At 51.9% G+C, this 19083-nt stretch carries 14 protein-coding genes, 1 pseudogene and 1 CRISPR repeat array; of the genes and pseudogenes, 8 read left to right on the top strand and 7 right to left on the bottom strand.

All coding sequences use genetic code 11. The annotated features are described in order from the left end of the window. Positions 1–40: 40 nt before the first annotated feature. Together cysI and cysJ are read right to left on the bottom strand one after the other, a co-directional pair. Positions 41–1753 (bottom strand): assimilatory sulfite reductase (NADPH) hemoprotein subunit, encoded by a 1713-nt coding sequence (gene cysI / locus HU143_RS04845; protein ID WP_023227130.1) that lies wholly within the window; start codon positions 1751–1753, stop codon positions 41–43. Then, a pseudogene (gene cysJ / locus HU143_RS04840) lies at positions 1753–3551 on the bottom strand (NADPH-dependent assimilatory sulfite reductase flavoprotein subunit). The gene cysI and the pseudogene cysJ overlap by 1 nt, the downstream one beginning before the upstream one ends. A gap of 423 nt (positions 3552–3974) precedes the next feature. Here cysJ and queD point away from each other — a divergent pair. Next, positions 3975–4337: a 6-carboxytetrahydropterin synthase QueD gene (queD, locus tag HU143_RS04835; protein WP_000108313.1), complete on the top strand. Its 363-nt coding sequence runs from the start codon at positions 3975–3977 to the stop codon at positions 4335–4337. An 87-nt stretch (positions 4338–4424) separates the two neighbouring features. On the opposite strand, the gene HU143_RS04830 is transcribed toward queD, so the two are convergent. The 5 genes from HU143_RS04830 to mazG all read right to left on the bottom strand — a co-directional run bounded on the left by HU143_RS04830 (position 4425) and on the right by mazG (position 11536). Further along, complete coding sequence (locus tag HU143_RS04830) at positions 4425–5222, bottom strand: MBL fold metallo-hydrolase (RefSeq protein ID WP_001207997.1); 798 nt, start codon at positions 5220–5222, stop codon at positions 4425–4427. A 158-nt stretch (positions 5223–5380) separates the two neighbouring features. Then, positions 5381–6386: a CRISPR direct-repeat array (repeat unit 29 nt; unit sequence CGGTTTATCCCCGCTGGCGCGGGGAACAC). Positions 6387–6682: 296 nt separating this feature from the next. After that, a complete protein-coding gene (gene queE, locus HU143_RS04825) occupies positions 6683–7354 on the bottom strand; it encodes a 7-carboxy-7-deazaguanine synthase QueE (protein ID WP_001199963.1) in 672 nt (223 codons plus the stop codon). A 135-nt stretch (positions 7355–7489) separates the two neighbouring features. Beyond that, positions 7490–8788: a phosphopyruvate hydratase gene (gene eno / locus HU143_RS04820; RefSeq protein WP_000036734.1), complete on the bottom strand. Its 1299-nt coding sequence runs from the start codon at positions 8786–8788 to the stop codon at positions 7490–7492. Between the two features lie 82 nt (positions 8789–8870). Next, positions 8871–10508 (bottom strand): glutamine hydrolyzing CTP synthase, encoded by a 1638-nt coding sequence (gene pyrG, locus HU143_RS04815; RefSeq protein ID WP_000210863.1) that lies wholly within the window; start codon positions 10506–10508, stop codon positions 8871–8873. A gap of 227 nt (positions 10509–10735) precedes the next feature. After that, positions 10736–11536 carry a nucleoside triphosphate pyrophosphohydrolase gene (gene mazG / locus HU143_RS04810; RefSeq protein ID WP_000210451.1) on the bottom strand — a complete coding sequence of 267 codons (801 nt, stop codon included), beginning with the start codon at positions 11534–11536 and terminating at the stop codon, positions 10736–10738. A 609-nt stretch (positions 11537–12145) separates the two neighbouring features. Between mazG and HU143_RS04805 the strand changes: the two genes are divergently transcribed. The 7 genes from HU143_RS04805 to HU143_RS04775 all read left to right on the top strand — a co-directional run bounded on the left by HU143_RS04805 (position 12146) and on the right by HU143_RS04775 (position 19019). Next, entirely contained in the window at positions 12146–12733 is a 588-nt protein-coding gene (locus HU143_RS04805; RefSeq protein WP_000842512.1) for a fimbrial protein, read from the top strand. A gap of 82 nt (positions 12734–12815) precedes the next feature. Beyond that, on the top strand, positions 12816–15512 hold the full coding sequence (locus tag HU143_RS04800) for a fimbrial biogenesis outer membrane usher protein (RefSeq protein WP_071787806.1): 2697 nt from the start codon (positions 12816–12818) through the stop codon (positions 15510–15512). Positions 15513–15524: 12 nt separating this feature from the next. Further along, a complete protein-coding gene (locus tag HU143_RS04795; protein WP_001044459.1) occupies positions 15525–16298 on the top strand; it encodes a fimbria/pilus periplasmic chaperone in 774 nt (257 codons plus the stop codon). A gap of 19 nt (positions 16299–16317) precedes the next feature. Continuing rightward, positions 16318–16824 (top strand): fimbrial protein, encoded by a 507-nt coding sequence (locus tag HU143_RS04790; RefSeq protein WP_023202651.1) that lies wholly within the window; start codon positions 16318–16320, stop codon positions 16822–16824. Positions 16825–16838: 14 nt separating this feature from the next. Further along, positions 16839–17309 carry a fimbrial protein gene (locus HU143_RS04785; protein WP_023227753.1) on the top strand — a complete coding sequence of 157 codons (471 nt, stop codon included), beginning with the start codon at positions 16839–16841 and terminating at the stop codon, positions 17307–17309. Continuing rightward, positions 17306–17842: a fimbrial protein gene (locus HU143_RS04780; RefSeq protein WP_001079652.1), complete on the top strand. Its 537-nt coding sequence runs from the start codon at positions 17306–17308 to the stop codon at positions 17840–17842. Before HU143_RS04785 ends, HU143_RS04780 begins: the two co-directional genes overlap by 4 nt. Before the next feature lie 58 nt (positions 17843–17900). Continuing rightward, complete coding sequence (locus HU143_RS04775) at positions 17901–19019, top strand: hypothetical protein (RefSeq protein WP_023227752.1); 1119 nt, start codon at positions 17901–17903, stop codon at positions 19017–19019. Positions 19020–19083: the final 64 nt, after the last annotated feature.

Here is a 19083-nt window from a genome sequence, read left to right as displayed (position 1 = left end):
TGCTTATCAGGCCTACACAGACGCCATCCGGCAATTCAGGTTATTCCCAGAAATCACGCGCGGGATCGAGCACCGGGCGAATGATGCCCGCACGCACCGTAAAGTCGCCGAAGCCTTCACCCGCTTCACGCTCTTTCGCCCAGCGCCCAATCAGTTCGTCAACAGAATCGAGAATTTCTGATTCCGTAATATTTTCGCGATACATACGCGGAATACGCGTCCCCATGCGGTTGCCGCCCAGATGCAGGTTATAACGACCAGGCGCTTTCCCTACTAAGCCAATTTCCGCCAGCATCGCGCGGCCACAGCCGTTCGGGCAGCCGGTCACGCGCATCACAATATGCTCGTCCGGGATACCGTGTTTTTCCAGAATCGCTTCCACTTTGTCCGTGAACGACGGCAGGAAACGCTCGGCTTCCGCCATCGCCAGCGGGCAGGTCGGGAACGACACGCAGGCCATTGAGTTTTCACGCTGCGCGCTCACGGCATTCATCAACCCGTGGTCGCGCGCCAGCGTCTCGATCTTCGCTTTTTGGCTTTCCGGCACGCTGGCAATAATCAGGTTCTGGTTAGCGGTAATACGGAACTCGCCCTGATGAATCTTCGCGATCTCCAGCAGGCCGGTTTTCAGCGGACGCCCCGGATAGTCCAGAATACGGCCATTTTCGATAAACAGCGTCAGGTGCCATTTATCATCAATGCCTTTCACCCAGCCAATCCTGTCGCCACGCCCGGTAAATTCATACGGACGAATGGGTTCAAATGTGATCCCTGCGCGACGCTCAACTTCTTCTTTGAACGTGTCGACACCGACGCGCTCAAGCGTATATTTGGTTTTCGCGTTTTTACGGTCGGTACGGTTACCCCAGTCACGCTGGGTCGTCACCACCGCTTCGGCCACGGCCAGGGTATGCTCCAGCGGCAGGAAGCCGAACTCGCTTGCCGTACGCGCATAGGTTTTCTTATTACCGTGCTCAATAGACAGACCGCCGCCGACCAACAGGTTAAAGCCCACCAGCTTGCCGTTTTCAGCAATCGCCACGAAGTTCATGTCGTTGGCGTGCAGATCGATATCATTCTGCGGCGGGATCACCACCGTGGTTTTGAATTTACGCGGCAGATAGGTTGCGCCGAGGATCGGTTCTTCGTCGGTGGTCGCGACCTTCTCCTGATCGAGCCAGATCTCCGCATAGGCGCGGGTACGCGGCAGCAGATGTTCAGAGATCTTTTTCGCCCACTCGTAGGCCTCGGCGTGCAGCTCGGACTCATACGGGTTGGAGGTGCACAGCACGTTACGGTTCATGTCGTTGGCGGTCGCCAGCGCGTCCAGCCCGACGGAGTGCAACATCTGATGCACCGGCTTGACGTTCTTCTTCAGAATGCCGTGGAACTGGAAGGTCTGACGGTTGGTCAGACGAATGCTGCCGTAAATCGTGTTGTCAGCGGCGAATTTATCGATGGCCTTCCACTGGGTAGTGGTGATCACCCCGCCCGGCAGACGGCAGCGCAGCAGCATCGCGTGACGCGGCTCCAGCTTTTGCTCGGCGCGCTCGGCGCGGATGTCGCGGTCATCCTGTTGGTACATGCCGTGAAAACGGATCAGCAGGAAGTTATCGCCGTGGAAGCCGCCGGTCAGGCCGTCGTTAAGGTCTTCCGCGATGGTGCCGCGCAGGAAATTACTTTCACGCTTCATGCGCTCGGCGTCAGTCAGTTTGCCTTCGACCACTAAAGGCCCTGGGTGTTTTTCGCTCATTAGTAGACATCTCGCTGATAACGGCGCTCAACGCGCAGCTCACTTAAAAATTCATCCGCCGCTTCGATGTCCATTGCACCGAATTCAGCAATCACTTCCAGCAACGCCTGCTCAACGTCTTTCGCCTGCGATTGGCGTCGCCGCAGACATAAATGTGGGCACCGTCATTAATCCAGCGCCACAGCTCCGCGCCCTGTTCGCGCAGTTTGTCTTGTACGTAGATTTTTTCTTTTTGATCGCGGGACCAGGCCAGATCGATCCGGTTCAGCACGCCTTCTTTCACGTAGCGCTGCCATTCAACCTGATAGAGGAAATCTTCGGTGAAGTGCGGGTTACCGAAGAACAGCCAGTTCTTACCTTCCGAACCGTCGGCGGCGCGCTGCTGCATAAAGGCGCGGAACGGCGCGATACCGGTGCCTGGGCCAATCATAATGACCGGGGTCTGCGGGTTCGCCGGCAGGCGGAAGTTGTCGTTGTGCTCAATGAACACGCGCACTTCGCCCTCTTCTTCCACGCGGTCGGCAAGGAAGCTGGAGGCTCCACCGGTGCGGGCACGGCCTTCGATGTCGTAGCGCACGACGCCGACGGTCACGTGCACTTCGCTTTCAACTTCCGCCTGCGCGGAGGCGATGGAGTACAGACGCGGCGTCAGCGGACGCAGCAGGCCGATTAATGCTTCAGCGTCGAGCTGCGCCGGAGAGAAACGCACCATATCAACAATGGGCGTGGTCGCGGCGTAGTGCTGGAGCTGCGCTTTGTCGCCCACTAATGGCAACAGCGACTCACTGCGCGTCAGGGTCGCGTAGTTCTCAACAATGTTGGCGGTATTCACCGTCAGCTCGAAGTGCCACTCCAGCGCTTCGGCGAGCGGCAGGGTTTTACCATCAACCGTCACCGGCTCATCGCCTTTCAGCCACAGCAACTCAACCAGCTCCTTCACCAGAGCCGGATCGTTCTGATACCAGACGCCCAGCGCATCGCCCGGCTGGTAACGCAGACCGGAGTCGCCTAAATCAATCTCAATATGGCGCACATCTTTTTCCGAGTTGCGACCGGTGATTTTCTGATTCACGGAGAGGGTCGCGGCCAGCGGCGCGTCTTTGGTATAGGGGCTGGTGTGGATGTCGTTTACCGAGCCAGTAGCGACGGATTGCGAAGGTGCCGCGACAGGTGCGCGGGACTTCAGAACATCAACCACGCGGGCGCGCCATTCGCTGGCAGCTGCCTGATATTCAACGTCAGCATCGACACGGTCGAGCAGACGTTCACCGCCCAGTTCGGCCAGTTTGCTGTCGAAATCTTTTCCGGACTGGCAGAAAAATTCATAAGAGGTGTCGCCGAGGCTAAACACGGCAAAAGCGGTGTTTTCCAGTTTCGGCGCTTTTTTCGAGAACAGGAACTTATGCAGCGCGACGGCCTCTTCCGGCGGCTCGCCTTCTCCCTGGGTGGACGTCACTATCACCAGCAGTTTTTCACTGGCAATCTGTTTGAATTTGTAGTCGCCGGCGTTCACCAGTGTCACATTAAGGTTGGCCGCCAGCAGATCATCACGCAGCGCTTCCGCCACACGACGCGCATTGCCGGTTTGCGAAGCGGAGATAAGCGTAACCCCCGGCATCTTCCGCTCAGGAACAGGCGTGACGGCAACAGCGCCTGAGCGCGGGTTCAGTACGCCCCAAAAATAGCCGGAGACCCAGGCAAGCTGTTCGGGAGTAAGGTCGGTTGTCGCGGCCTGAAGGCGCGCCAGTTGCTCCGGATTAAGCGGAAGCAACCCAGTCAGTGGAGCCGGTGTCGTCATGCGTCGTTATGTTCCAGTAAGCAAAGCGGATCTATACACAAAATCATTCAAGTTCGCCGCAAGCTGAGCGCGCCCCAGGAGCGTACATAAATACGTGACTGGGGTGAGTAAACGCAGTCAACACAGATGCGGCTTGAAAGATGAAATGTATAAGCGATAAATCCCAAACTGAGGATAAGGTTAACGGTGAGAGGAATAACAATTAAAGAAGGGTTGGAAATAACAAATAACCAAATGAACTAACCTGTTTTAGTTATCGTTATTAACGCCAAAATCGATTTTATAATTGATTGATAATTATTAAATTTTCTGGAAATTCTTAAATTAATTGCCCGTCACAAGGCGGAGAATGGTTTTAGTTAATGATAAAAAATGCGCTTTCCGGTACCCTACGGCGGTTTTTTTATTGCCTGAGAGTTCATCATGTCCACCACGTTGTATAAAGATTTCACCTTTGAAGCCGCTCACCGCCTGCCTCACGTGCCTGAAGGGCATAAGTGCGGCCGCCTGCACGGACACTCGTTTATGGTGCGTCTCGAAATTACCGGTGAAGTCGATCCGCATACCGGTTGGATTATGGATTTCGCGGATCTCAAAGCGGCGTTTAAACCGACTTACGATCGTCTTGATCACTACTATCTGAATGATATTCCAGGGCTGTCCAATCCCACCAGCGAAGTGCTGGCAAAATGGATTTGGGATCAGGTTAAGCCCGTCGTGCCGCTACTGAGCGCCGTGATGGTGAAAGAGACCTGTACAGCCGGCTGCGTCTATCGCGGCGAATAAGGTTTATTAACGCGTGGGCTGGATGTCAAATTGATTCCAGCCTATCCACACGACGTTTTATCAGTGAAAACATTGTCCAGCGCGGTGTTAAAAGCGCAGCACATCACCGGTTGCAGGTGCGGTTATTTCCGGTAGCCACAACCGCCCCCAGGCCCCTGTACAGTGACAACCGCATAGTTTTTCAGGTTTTTGTTCTTGCAGAAAGCGCCTGACTCGCCACAGCGTGAACGGTGATGCGCAGCGGAGATGAAATCCGCCGACAAGCGCGTAAATCCGCTTTATACCAGTAATATTCTGACAGTGCCGGACAATATTTGCGATCCCCCGATGCCCGCATCCCGTAATGATGACTAATCCTTTTGTCGATTGGTAAATCAGTACGCCCTCATCCAAAATAGAGTCCGGCTCCGCATCGTGGCCGCCAAAAATACCGTAGGCTTCAGGCGCGACCACCGGTATTTCCCCTGACCAGATAAAGTTTTCGCCAATCGGCAGGGGGTCACGCGTGTACATCATTCGGTAGCGTGAATAGTCCACCTCACACGACAATTTTTTTATTTTTCGGGTAATACCGAGAAAAGTCATTGCCGCATAACGTTCGCGCGCAATATCGGGATGGCAGATGATTCGACTGTTATCAGGAAGCCACGGCACGCCGCCGCAATGATCGTAATGACCATGCGAAAGCACCACAGCAGACACATCGGACAGGTCGATCCCCATCGCCAACGCGTTTTGCATAAAACTGCCATCAGGGCCGGTATCGAACAAGATAGACGTAGACTCATCCTCGACCAACAAGCTTAATCCTGGCCGGGCCTTCAACGATTTATCCGCTCCAGCTCCCTTATGATTTTCGAGCAATACCCTGATCCTTAACGCCATGGCCTTCTCCTGTATAAAAGCCTCCCCGGGAAAACGCGGCCTTTTTACTTTACAGGTTTGTAGCAGCCATTACTGGTACACAGATTATGATTATGCAACGGCTATCCTTGTTGGCGCGGGGAACACGGCTACACGCAAAAATTCCAGTCGTTGGCGCACGGTTTATCCCCGCTGGCGCGGGGAACACATGACATGACCGTGACTAGCGAGAATGTCCCACGGTTTATCCCCGCTGGCGCGGGGAACACTTCCCCTCCGGATGGCGGGGATGCTCTTATGGCGGTTTATCCCCGCTGGCGCGGGGAACACGGCTTTGGCTTCTTCACTCATATTTATTTGACTGGTTTATCCCCGCTAGCGCGGGGAACACACCCGATGACGACAGCAGCTATATCTCCAGTGCGGTTTATCCCCGCTAGCGCGGGGAACACCTCAGCAGGCTGGAGGAGATGATCAAAAATGGCGGTTTATCCCCGCTGGCGCGGGGAACACGGGCTGGTGGGGACGTCAACAACCTACGCTGACGGTTTATCCCCGCTGGCGCGGGGAACACGTACGTGCGTTCGTTGCCGTTCTGATCAACGGCGGTTTATCCCCGCTGGCGCGGGGAACACCGGATTTTTCTTGAACGTGATTTCGGGATACGCGGTTTATCCCCGCTGGCGCGGGGAACACGCTTGACGAAGCGAACAAATTTACCTGTTTTTGCGGTTTATCCCCGCTGGCGCGGGGAACACTTCAGTGCGTTATATCCACCAGACATAAAAGCCGGTTTATCCCCGCTGGCGCGGGGAACACGACACACCGATAGTGAGAGGTTACCGATGGGGCGGTTTATCCCCGCTGGCGCGGGGAACACACCGATTGCATCCAGCCAAATATCTGGATCGTCGGTTTATCCCCGCTGGCGCGGGGAACACTGCCCCCACGGTGACTGCCCGGTAATTTTCGGCGGTTTATCCCCGCTGGCGCGGGGAACACTAATCAGACCCGTTATCGCGCGTGCCGGTGATCGGTTTATCCCCGCTGGCGCGGGGAACACCGCTGCGACCGGGCGTTCTGCTGCGCTTCCCGCGGTTTATCCCCGCTGGCGCGGGGAACACTTTGTGTCATCGCCCATATCGCAGTGGTTACACGGTTTATCCCCGCTGGCGCGGGGAACACACTAAACGTATATCATTGTTTATAAACTATTTTTTATCAGCACCACATTCCACCAACATAATAGCAACAATTTAAATTATTAAAGAACAGCTAATTTACTGATTTTGATGCAAAAAAGTTCATAGAATGATTTTTTCTTTAAATTTACCAAAATAGCGTGATCCATGCATCGCTATGGAAAAATTTATCCGCGCTTTTATACACTCATCGAAATTCACATAGAGAAAATAAACAATGCAAGGTAATGGATAAGTCACAGACGGCATCGGCAGGCCGTCCGTAAAATTGATAGAGCATCAGGCAATATTTAAATATTTATGCGTTTGCATAGACAGCCGCCAGTTACGCGCAATACACGTTTCAATACACAGACGCGTCGCGTCTTCTTTCTGGCTAATGGGCTGCAAAGCAATCACGCGCGGTTTATCATCGCTCAACGTGGCTAACAGTTCATCCAGCGCCTCAATATCACGAACTCGCCCAACGGGATGCTTGATTTCATTGGCGCGCTCCAGCGCCTGGGAAAGCACGTCATATCCTCCGCGCATATTCACTTTTGGTGAAACCGTGACCCAGGTGTTAGGCGTACAGCGCACTTCGTGCGTCCCGCTGGTTTCAATCTGACAACTAAAACCACTCTTTTCAAGCAGATCGGTGAGCGGCATGAGGTCGTGAATACAGGGTTCGCCACCGGTGATGACAACGTGACGCGCGGTATAGCCCTGACGATTAATCACCGCCAGCAGATCTTCACTGCTCGCAGCCCCCCATTTGTCGCTCTCTTTGGTTTTTGCAAGAATACTGTACAGGGACACTTCCCGATCGCTAAGTTTATCCCAGGTGTGTTTGGTATCGCACCAGGCACAGCCGACCGGACATCCCTGTAAACGAATAAAAATAGCGGGGACGCCGGTAAAGTAACCCTCGCCTTGTAGGGTCTGGAACATCTCGTTAATCGGGTACTGCATAGCGTTCTCTGTTAAGGGGATAATCGTTAATTATTGCAGATTTCGTCTGCCCGGTCATGCACAGCGGCTGCGCTATTGAACAGATACAAAAAAACCCGCCGAAGCGGGTTTTTACGTTAAGAGGTAAAAGCAGGATTACGCCTGGCCTTTGATCTCTTTACGACCGTTGTACGGTGCTTTTTCGCCCAGAGCTTCTTCGATACGAATCAGCTGGTTGTATTTAGCAACACGGTCAGAACGGCTCATAGAACCGGTTTTGATCTGGCCTGCAGCGGTACCAACAGCCAGGTCAGCGATGGTAGCGTCTTCAGTTTCGCCAGAACGGTGAGAGATGACAGCAGTGTAGCCAGCGTCTTTCGCCATCTTGATTGCAGCCAGAGTTTCGGTCAGAGAACCGATCTGGTTGAATTTGATCAGGATGGAGTTAGCGATGCCTTTCTCGATGCCTTCTTTCAGGATTTTGGTGTTGGTTACGAACAGGTCGTCACCAACCAGCTGGATTTTGTCGCCCAGTACTTTGGTCTGGTAGGCAAAACCGTCCCAGTCAGACTCGTCCAGACCATCTTCGATGGAAACGATCGGGTACTGTTTGGTCAGTTCTTCCAGGAAGTGGGTGAATTCTTCGGAGGTGAACGCTTTGTTGCCTTCGCCAGCCAGAACGTATTTACCGTCTTTGTAGAATTCAGATGCTGCGCAGTCCATCGCCAGGGTGATGTCTTTACCCAGCTCGTAACCAGCCGCTTTAACCGCTTCAGCGATTACCGCCAGCGCTTCCGCGTTGGAGCCCAGGTTCGGCGCATAGCCGCCTTCGTCACCCACAGCGGTGTTCATGCCTTTGCCTTTCAGCACTTTTGCCAGGTGATGGAAAACTTCAGAACCCATACGGATGGCTTCTTTAACCGTTTTCGCGCCAACCGGCTGGATCATGAATTCCTGGATGTCGACGTTGTTGTCAGCGTGCTCGCCGCCGTTGATGATGTTCATCATCGGAACCGGCATGGAGTATTTGCCCGGCGTGCCGTTCAGTTCAGCAATGTGCTCGTACAGCGGCATACCTTTAGCGGCAGCAGCAGCTTTGGCGTTAGCCAGAGAGACAGCCAGAATGGCGTTTGCACCGAAGTTAGATTTGTTTTCAGTACCGTCCAGGTCGATCATGATTTTGTCGATGCCAGCCTGGTCTTTAGCGTCTTTGCCAAGAATAGCCTGAGCGATCGGGCCGTTAACCGCGCCAACAGCTTTGGTTACGCCTTTACCCAGGAAACGGGATTTGTCGCCATCGCGCAGTTCCAGCGCTTCGCGGGAACCAGTAGAAGCACCTGACGGAGCCGCCGCCATACCTACGAAACCACCTTCCAGGTGTACTTCAGCTTCAACAGTCGGGTTACCACGGGAGTCGATGATTTCACGACCGATGACTTTAACGATTTTGGACATTAGGTTTTCCTCAAGTCACTAGTTAAACTAAAACTTCAGACAAACGGTGCACCGCTGAGGGTGCACCGCCGTTCTAACTTTTTTACTTCGCCTGACGTTTCTGATGCTCGTTGGCGGCTTTAACAAAGCCGGCGAACAACGGATGTCCATCACGCGGCGTGGAAGTAAATTCCGGATGGAACTGACAGGCCACGAACCACGGATGATTCGGTACCTCAATGATCTCGACTAACTGATCATCACCGGAACGGCCTGCGACACGCAGACCCGCTGCTTCAATTTGTTTCAACAACATATTGTTGACTTCGTAACGATGGCGATGACGTTCAACAATCGTCGACGCGCCGTACAACTGACGTACCAGACTGTCATCGCTAAGCTGGCACTGCTGCGCGCCCAGGCGCATGGTGCCGCCCAGATCGCTTTTCTCGCTACGGACTTCAACGTTACCGTCTTCATCGCGCCACTCGGTAATTAACGCCACAACCGGGTACTTACAGTCTGGCACAAATTCCGTTGAGTTGGCGTTGTCCATGCCGGCCACGTTACGAGCGAACTCAATCAACGCAACCTGCATCCCCAGGCAAATGCCCAGATAAGGAATATTGTTTTCACGCGCATAGCGCGCAGTGGCGATTTTACCTTCAACGCCACGATAGCCGAAGCCGCCGGGGATCAGGATAGCGTCCAAATCTTTCAGAATTTCGACGCCGCGCGTTTCAACATCTTGCGAATCGATCAATTTGATGTTGACGGTAACGCGGTTTTTCAGACCACCGTGTTTCAGCGCTTCGATCACTGACTTATAGGCATCCGGCAGTTCAATATATTTGCCGACCATGCCGATAGTCACTTCGCCTGCCGGGTTCGCTTCTTCGTAAATGACCTGTTCCCATTCAGACAGGTTAGCTTCCGGACAGTTCAAGCTGAATCGTTTACAAATATAATCATCAAGCCCCTGAGATTTCAACAGGCCTGGAATTTTATAAATGGAATCGACATCTTTCATTGAAATAACGGCTTTTTCCGGCACATTACAGAACAATGCAATTTTTGCACGCTCGTTGGCAGGAACCGCGCGATCGGAACGACAAATCAGAATATCGGGCTGAATACCGATAGACAGCAGCTCTTTCACGGAGTGCTGAGTCGGTTTAGTTTTCACTTCGCCCGCAGCCGCCAGGTAAGGTACCAGCGTCAGGTGCATAAACAGCGCGTGTTCACGACCGATATCTACCGCCAATTGACGAATCGCCTCAAGAAACGGCAGCGATTCGATATCACCGACGGTACCGCCGATTTCCACCAGTACCACATCGTGGCCTTCGCCACCTTCCAGCACGCGCTCTTTAATCGCGTTAGTGATGTGAGGGATTACCTGTACGGTTGCGCCCAGATAGTCGCCACGGCGTTCTTTACGCAGAACGTCGGAGTAGATGCGGCCAGTCGTGAAGTTGTTGCGGCGAGACATCTTGGTGCGGATGAAACGCTCGTAGTGCCCCAGGTCCAGGTCGGTTTCAGCGCCGTCTTCAGTAACGAACACTTCCCCGTGTTGGATTGGGCTCATAGTACCCGGATCGACGTTGATGTACGGATCCAGTTTCATGATGGTCACGTTGAGACCACGGGCTTCCAGAATGGCTGCGAGGGAGGCTGCGGCAATGCCTTTACCCAGAGAGGATACGACCCCGCCGGTCACAAAAATATAGTTCGTTGTCATGCGGAACCTGAGAAGTTAGGTTTAAAAGACGATGGAATAACCAGGACGGGAAAGCAGTATACCCGAACATGACCTACGCCACAAACTTTCATTATTCCTCCTCTTCGTCAGGCTGACATTCACACAGGGAGGGAGAAAATAGCCCCTTTGAGGTAAATGTTTTTGACGTAAATCAAGCGCTTGTTATTTAAAAAATCACACAAATCGCTCTTGACCGCCTAAAACCTTTAGAGATCAATTTCCTGGCGTTTTACTTCCTGCCAAACTTCTTCCATTGTTTCCAGGTCCACCCCGGTCATTTCCAGGCCTCTGGCTGCGACAATACGTTCAACTTCGCGAAAACGACGTTCAAATTTATCGTTCGCTTTTTGCAAAGCGAGCTCCGCTTTCGTACCTAAATGACGCGCCATGTTGACCGTGGCAAAGAGCAAATCGCCCATTTCCTCTTCCAGTTTAGCCTGATCAACAACCGCCTGCCGCGCCTCGAACATCACCTCATCGATCTCTTCATAGACCTTATCGACGACCGGCCCCAGCGTCGTCCAGTCGAAGCCCACGTTTGAACACCGTTTCTGGATTTTTTGCGCGCGCATTAAGGCCGGTAAACTACGCGGAATATCGTCCAGCGCGGAATGCTGCGCTTTTTGCGCGCGCTCTTCCGTTTTGATTTGTTCCCAGCGAACTAATGCTTCTTCGCTATTATCCGCGGAAAGCTCGCCAAAAACATGCGGATGGCGGCGCTCCAGCTTGTCGCTGATGGCAGCGCAGATATCATTAAAATCGAAGCGGCCTTCTTCCTGCGCCATCTGCGCGTAAAACACCACCTGGAACAACAGGTCGCCCAGTTCGCCGCGCAAATCGTCAAAATCCTCACGCGCAATCGCATCCAGTACTTCATAGGTTTCTTCCAGCGTATAAGGCGCGATGCTGGCGAAGGTCTGCTCTTTATCCCACGGGCAGCCGTTTTCCGGGTCACGCAGGCGCTGCATGAGGGTGAGAAGACGGTCAATTTGATGGTTAGTTGTCATGGTTTTTAATCGGTTGTAAATACTAGCGACAATTGTAACGTATTATTCTTAACCATTCACGCACAGAGACACTACGACAACGCCTATATAATAAAATATATTGTTAACAGGTGTTGAATGCTACCTTTCCCGTATAACTTTAAAATTATTAATCGATACACAACAATATAATAATCATATAACTAATTTATTAAAAAAACAGATATTTGCACCAGACATTATAAATAACATCAATTAAGTAAAAAAATTATGCAAACACTATAAGCACCCCACCCAAAGAGACTTCCCTTTCAAAAAAAAATAAATTATTTCACTTTTACGGAAAAACGAGTAGCATGCACGCCAGTTTAATATTCAAAAAAGACCGCTTTTTTTTGTTTTTTTCTGGAACATACATGAAATAAATATATTGAAAGTATTACATATAATATTCAATGAGCAGGTACGATCATTCAGCTCATAAGAATATACTCATAAAAATGTAGAAATATAATATTTTTATTATGACCTGTTTTTTACCCAAAGCCCGCAGCATGGCTCTATGCCGCATATCCCTTGGTATACGCGTACAAAATGTTGCCATAAAACACGTTAATTAAGGATAACACGATGAAGTCATCTCATTTTTGTAAACTGGCAGTAACTGCATCTTTAGTTATGGGAATTGTCTCCGGCGCTCAAGCCGCGGGCAGCAACACAGCAAAGGTCACTTTCCTTGGTAATATTGTTGACTCCCCCTGCTCTGTCACATTGGATACGGAAGATCAAACAGTCAATATGGGCTCAAGTATCGGTAATGGCACGCTGAGTAATGGTAAAACGACCATCAACAATGCCCGTACCTTTCATATCGATCTTGAGGGTTGTACCTGGGCTACCGAGAAAAATATGAATGTGGTATTCACTACAGGTAGTGGAACCACAGCGGCTACAGGCGCCACGGATAATCTCGCGCTGATGAAGACTGACGGCACCGGCGCTATTAGCAATGTAAGCCTGGCAATCGGCGATGCTGGCAAAAACAATATCAAACTGGGCGATACCTATACACAGGCCATTGCGGACCTGGACGGAGATACCATTCTTGATGAGAAGCAAAGCCTGAATTTCACCGCCTGGCTGGTTGGCGCAGCAACCGGCACCGTAGGCACAGGTGAATTCAGCAGCGCCGCCAACGTCACTATCTCTTACCTGTAATTCAGTTAACAGATTCACGACGATAATACCCTGCCGCTTTAGGTAGGGTATTCCTGTTGAGTTTTATTGCGGAATATATTTGATGAATAACACATGGAAAAGTGTTCTTTGCCCAATAGCGTGTGGAGTGGGAATGCTTCTAAGCGCCTCCCCTTATAGCGCGTCAGGCAAAGACATCGAATTTAATACCGATTTCCTCGATGTAAAAAATCGCGATAACGTCAACATTGCACAGTTTTCTCGTAAGGGTTTTATCCTGCCAGGCGTCTACCTTTTACAAATTAAAATTAACGGACAGACTCTGCCGCAGGAATTTCCTGTTAACTGGGTTATTCCAGAACATGATCCACAAGGAAGTGAGGTTTGCGCAGAACCAGAATTAGTTACGCAATTGGGTATAAAGCCGGAACTCGCGGAAAAACTCGTCTGGATAACGCACGGTGAACGACAATGTCTGGCGCCAGATTCACTGAAAGGCATGGATTTTCAGGCTGACCTGGGACACTCCACGCTGCTGGTGAATTTACCCCAGGCGTATATGGAATACAGCGATGTCGACTGGGACCCACCCGCCCGCTGGGATAATGGTATTCCCGGCATCATTCTGGATTACAACATTAATAATCAGCTCCGCCACGATCAAGAAAGCGGCAGCGAAGAGCAAAGCATCAGCGGCAACGGGACGTTAGGCGCGAACCTGGGCGCATGGCGACTACGGGCCGACTGGCAGGCCAGCTACGACCATCGTGACGATGACGAGAGCACTTCCACCCTCCACGATCAGAGCTGGAGCCGCTACTACGCCTATCGCGCACTACCGACGCTCGGGGCCAAACTTACGCTGGGCGAAAGCTATCTCCAGTCCGATGTTTTCGACAGCTTTAACTATATCGGTGCCAGCGTCGTTTCTGACGATCAGATGCTGCCGCCGAAACTGCGCGGCTATGCGCCGGAGATCGTGGGCATTGCGCGCTCTAATGCAAAAGTCAAAGTCTCCTGGCAGGGGCGCGTACTGTATGAAACGCAGGTGCCCGCAGGACCGTTCCGTATTCAGGATCTCAACCAGTCCGTTTCCGGTACGTTGCACGTCACCGTGGAAGAGCAGAACGGTCAGACCCAGGAGTTTGACGTTAACACCGCATCGGTTCCCTTCCTGACGCGCCCCGGCATGGTGCGCTACAAGATGGCGCTGGGCCGCCCGCAGGACTGGGATCATCACCCTATTACCGGCACATTCGCCTCGGCGGAAGCTTCGTGGGGGGTCACCAACGGCTGGTCGCTCTATGGCGGCGCAATTGGAGAAAGCAACTATCAGGCCGTGGCGCTGGGAAGCGGTAAGGATCTTGGCGTGGTGGGCGCGGTGGCGGTCGACATTACGCACTCCATCGCCCACATGCCGCAAGACGACGGGTTTGACGGCGAAACGCTGCAGGGTAACTCATATCGCATCAGCTACTCCCGTGACTTTGATGAAATCGACAGCCGACTAACCTTTGCCGGATACCGCTTCTCAGAAAAGAACTTTATGAGCATGAGCGACTATCTGGATGCGAAAACCTATCATCATCTCAATGCCGGTCACGAAAAAGAACGCTATACGGTCACCTATAACCAGAACTTCCGTGAACAGGGCATGAGCGCCTATTTCAGCTACTCACGCAGTACCTTCTGGGACAGCCCGGATCAGAGTAACTATAACCTGTCTCTTTCCTGGTACTTCGACTTAGGGTCGATAAAAAATCTCAGTGCGTCGCTGAACGGCTATCGCAGCGAATATAACGGTGATAAAGATGATGGCGTCTATATCTCGCTGTCTGTTCCCTGGGGCAATGATTCCATCAGCTACAACGGTACGTTTAACGGTAGTCAACACCGTAATCAGCTCGGCTATTCCGGCCACAGCCAGAACGGCGATAACTGGCAGCTTCACGTCGGGCAGGATGAACAAGGCGCGCAGGCAGACGGTTATTACAGCCATCAGGGCGCGCTGACGGACATCGATCTGAGCGCGGATTATGAAGAAGGATCGTACCGTTCGCTGGGCATGTCGCTGCGCGGCGGCATGACGCTAACCACCCAGGGCGGCGCGCTACACCGGGGAAGTTTAGCGGGCAGCACACGTTTGCTGGTTGATACCGACGGCATTGCGGACGTCCCCGTTAGCGGTAACGGCTCGCCAACCTCAACCAACATTTTCGGCAAGGCCGTGATTGCGGATGTCGGAAGCTATTCGCGCAGCCTGGCGCGTATCGATCTGAACAAATTGCCGGAGAAGGCGGAAGCTACTAAGTCGGTTGTGCAGATCACGCTCACCGAAGGCGCCATCGGCTACCGTCACTTTGACGTGGTCAGCGGCGAGAAAATGATGGCGGTTTTCCGGCTGGCAGACGGCGACTTCCCACCGTTCGGCGCCGAAGTGAAAAACGAGCGCCAGCAGCAGTTGGGCCTGGTGGCCGATGACGGCAACGCCTGGCTGGCGGGCGTAAAAGCCGGGGAAACATTGAAAGTCTTCTGGGATGGCGCGGCGCAGTGTGAAGCATCACTCCCGCCCACGTTTACACCGGAGCTATTGGCCAACGCGCTATTGCTGCCGTGCAAAATGCTGGAAGGTCAGCCCCCCACCGCACCGCAGAAAGCCGCGCCGCTGCCTGCGCAACCGCTAATCCAGGAACACACGCAAACCGATGGCCAACCGGCCGCGCCGGTGGCGACAACCACTCAAACCCCGCCCATACCGCTGGCTGACAACCATGCGGTGAATCGCAAGGATATGGAATAAAGGGAACCCGTAATGAACAAGACCAACCATTTTAAGCGCCAGGCGCTTATCGCTTCGGTATTACTGGCTGCGCCGCTGGTATCGCACAGCGCGATTGTGCCGGATCGTACCCGCGTTATTTTTAACGGCAATGAAAATTCAATCACCGTCACGCTGAAAAACGGCAACGCCACTCTGCCCTACCTCGCACAGGCGTGGCTGGAAGACGATAAGTTCGCCAAAGATACCCGCTATTTTACCGCCCTGCCGCCACTGCAGCGTATTGAGCCAAAATCTGACGGGCAGGTTAAAGTCCAGCCGTTACCAGCCGCGGCTAGCCTACCGCAGGACCGGGAAAGTCTGTTTTATTTCAACGTGCGGGAAATTCCGCCGAAAAGCGATAAGCCCAATACGCTCCAGCTGGCGCTGCAAACGCGTATTAAGTTTTTCTACCGCCCGGTAGCCGTAGCCCGGCAGGTGGATAAGACGCACCCGTGGCAAACGAAGCTCACGCTGACCTACCAGGGCGATGGTGTGATCTTCGACAACCCCACACCATTTTACCTCGTCATCAGCAATGCCGGTAGCAAAGAGAACGAGACCGCCTCCGGCTTTAAAAACCTGCTGATTGCCCCGCGTGAAAAAGTGACCTCTCCCATCAAAGGTGCCTCGCTCGGCAGCTCGCCGGTGGTGGGCTACGTCGATGATTACGGCGGCCATCGCCTGCTGGTTTTTACCTGCTCAGGGAATACCTGCAAGGTCAATGAGGAAAAAACCCGTGACGCTGAGAAGAAAGCGAATAAGTAATCCTGTGCGAAAGAGATCCATGACGATGTTGACTCGCTGGAAAATGCTGGTGCTGCTGTGCGGTGGATTCGTTGCCGGCACCGAGGCTGCCGGCACAAAAACCGTGCAACTGGAGCTGCATCTGGTCGTCACTCAACCACCGCCCTGTACGGTAGGCGGCGCTTCCGTAGAATTTGGCGATGTCCTGACCACCAAAGTTGGCGATGTTTCTCAAACGAAACCTGTGGGCTACAGCCTGAACTGCGATGGCAGAGCGAGCGACTATCTGAAGCTACAAATTCAGGGGACCACCACCACCATCAGCGGGGAGCAGGTTCTGCAAACTTCGGTGCAGGGGTTAGGCATCCGTATTCAGCAGGCGGGCAATAAGCAACTGGTTCCGGTTGGCATAACGGATTGGCTGAACTTCACCCTGAGCGGCAGCAATGGGCCGGAGCTGGAAGCCGTACCGGTTAAAGAGCCCACCACGCAGTTAGCGGGTGGCGATTTTAACGCCAGTGCGACGTTAGTCGTGGATTACCAGTGATGGAGAGATTCATAGTGAAAAGGGTGCTTATCCTGACGCTTTTAATCACCCAGTTTGCCTGCGCCGACAATTTAACCTTTCACGGCAAACTGATAAACCCGCCCGCCTGTACTATCAATAATGGTGAAACGCTGGAGGTCAGTTTTGGTAGCGTGATTATTGATAATATTGACGGCGTCAATTACCTGACCGAGATCCCGTGGACCCTTACCTGCGACAGCAGCTTTCGCGATGACGCATTAACTTTTACGTTGAGCTATCTGGGCACGGCGACGCCTTACTCCGCAAAAGCCTTAACCACCAATGTCCCTGGGCTGGGCATTGAACTTCAGCAGAACGGCACGGTGTTTCCTCCCGGCACGTCGCTAACCATCAATGAGTCATCGCTTCCCACACTAAAAGCCGTGCCGGTAAAACAGCCCGGTAAAGAGCCTGCCGAAGGCGATTTTGAAGCTTTTGCCACGTTACAGGTGGATTACCAATGAACCGTATTTTTCAAACTACCGGGCATTTGATCGGAGGCGTAATGTTATGGGCGGTTTGCAATACGCTACCTGCTGCCACGCCTAATGTGCACTACAGCGGTAAGCTGGTTGCCGGAGCCTGTAACCTGGTAGTGGATAATGACACGATGGCGACGGTGGATTTTCATACTATTGGCAGTGACAATTTCGACGCCAGCGGGCAAACGACTCCTGTTCCATTCACACTTAGCCTCCAGGATTGCAAAACAGCGCTAGCCAACGGCGTGGTGGTGACCTTTCAGGGTGTTGAAGACAGTACCCTGCCCGGACTGCTGGCGCTCGAATCGTCTTCTATTGCTAACGGTTTTGCTATAGGGATTGAGACCGCAGATCAGCACCCGTTAATTATCAACGCTTCTCAAGGTACGGAATTTATGTTGGCAGAGGGAAATACCATTATCAATCTCCAGGCATGGCTACAAAAAACATCAGGGGAAAATATTATGCCTGGGGAATTTAACGCCAGCGCAATGGTTAATTTTGAATACCAATAATGTTATTTAACAAAAAGGCATTGATGCTCTGGCCAGAATAAAAAGGAGTTACAACGCAATGGAAATAAAAAAAAGCATCTTGGTTAGAAAAAATATACGCTTGTCAGGAATCATCATTGACATGCTCATTTTAACCATACTTTTAATCAGCACGTTTGATGCTGTATCTGACTCTTCCCCGGTAAAAGCAAGCGCTATCAATATTGCACTTCAAGGAACTCCCAACACAGATTATGAATTAAATGGCGATCTCCGCTCTAACGGAGGGATAATGCCAAAGACGCTTTATATGGTATGTTCAGGAGGAAAATTCAGTGCAAGCCAGGCTGATTGCGTTGCCGGTCAATGGGTAGATATCGAAGTTGTAATATCTGCGGACAGTCATACGTTCATGAATTTGACAAATATGGGCAATTTGAGTTCTTCTGCATTTCAGGAAAAAAGGCGTGCTCGCTGTACAGCGAAAAATAGTAATACGATGGATTGTATTTGGGAAAGTAACTTCGACATTAACTTGTTTTTTTCACCTTCTACAAACATCTCCTCAATTGAAAGACAATCTCTGACTCTCCATATCGAGCCTACGAATAATGCATCACCTTCTCTACAGCAAATCAATATCAGCGGCGACTTAATCTACCAGCCTTCTGACTACGCAGTGTATAATCAAGGATATACTCCTGACGTCTTAGCCTACGTTAATTTTTATGCTAAATACAATATCGTCCAATCAAGCTTTGGTACACAGACAGGCCCGGCGACAGGCGCCCTGCCGGGACGCCTCAATCTGAACGGGAACGTAGCGACCACAGTTTCTTTATATCCTGAACAACTTGATGCCTCTTTTTCGAAAACAGAATTTTCCATCACATCTGCCGGCAAAGAATTTACGGGTTCTGGTAATAATGAACTACTGGCAGAAATCTATCTAAACTATGGACTACAGCATTGCCAGCCGCAAACGGCAGATAGTATTTGTGGTCAAATATTAGCTAACGCGAACGTTTCAACATCGTGTGGTGATCATAATATTACTATCACAACCAATATGTGCAATACAGGTAATGACCAATGTGATAGTGATGAAACATGGAAAATTGCAGAGATCTTCGGGACATGGGGCCGGGTTAATGTCGACACTATATGCGCGATTACAGTATTGCTTCCCTATGAATAATGCTTAGAAAAAATACTCGGAACCCTAAATAATCTCGCAAAACAGTAGATTACTTATCCGAAAA

This window comes from Salmonella sp. SJTUF14076 (assembly GCF_015534835.1).
In the GTDB taxonomy this organism is placed as follows: domain Bacteria; phylum Pseudomonadota; class Gammaproteobacteria; order Enterobacterales; family Enterobacteriaceae; genus Salmonella; species Salmonella enterica.
This window is presented reverse-complemented; position numbering and strand designations above follow the sequence as displayed.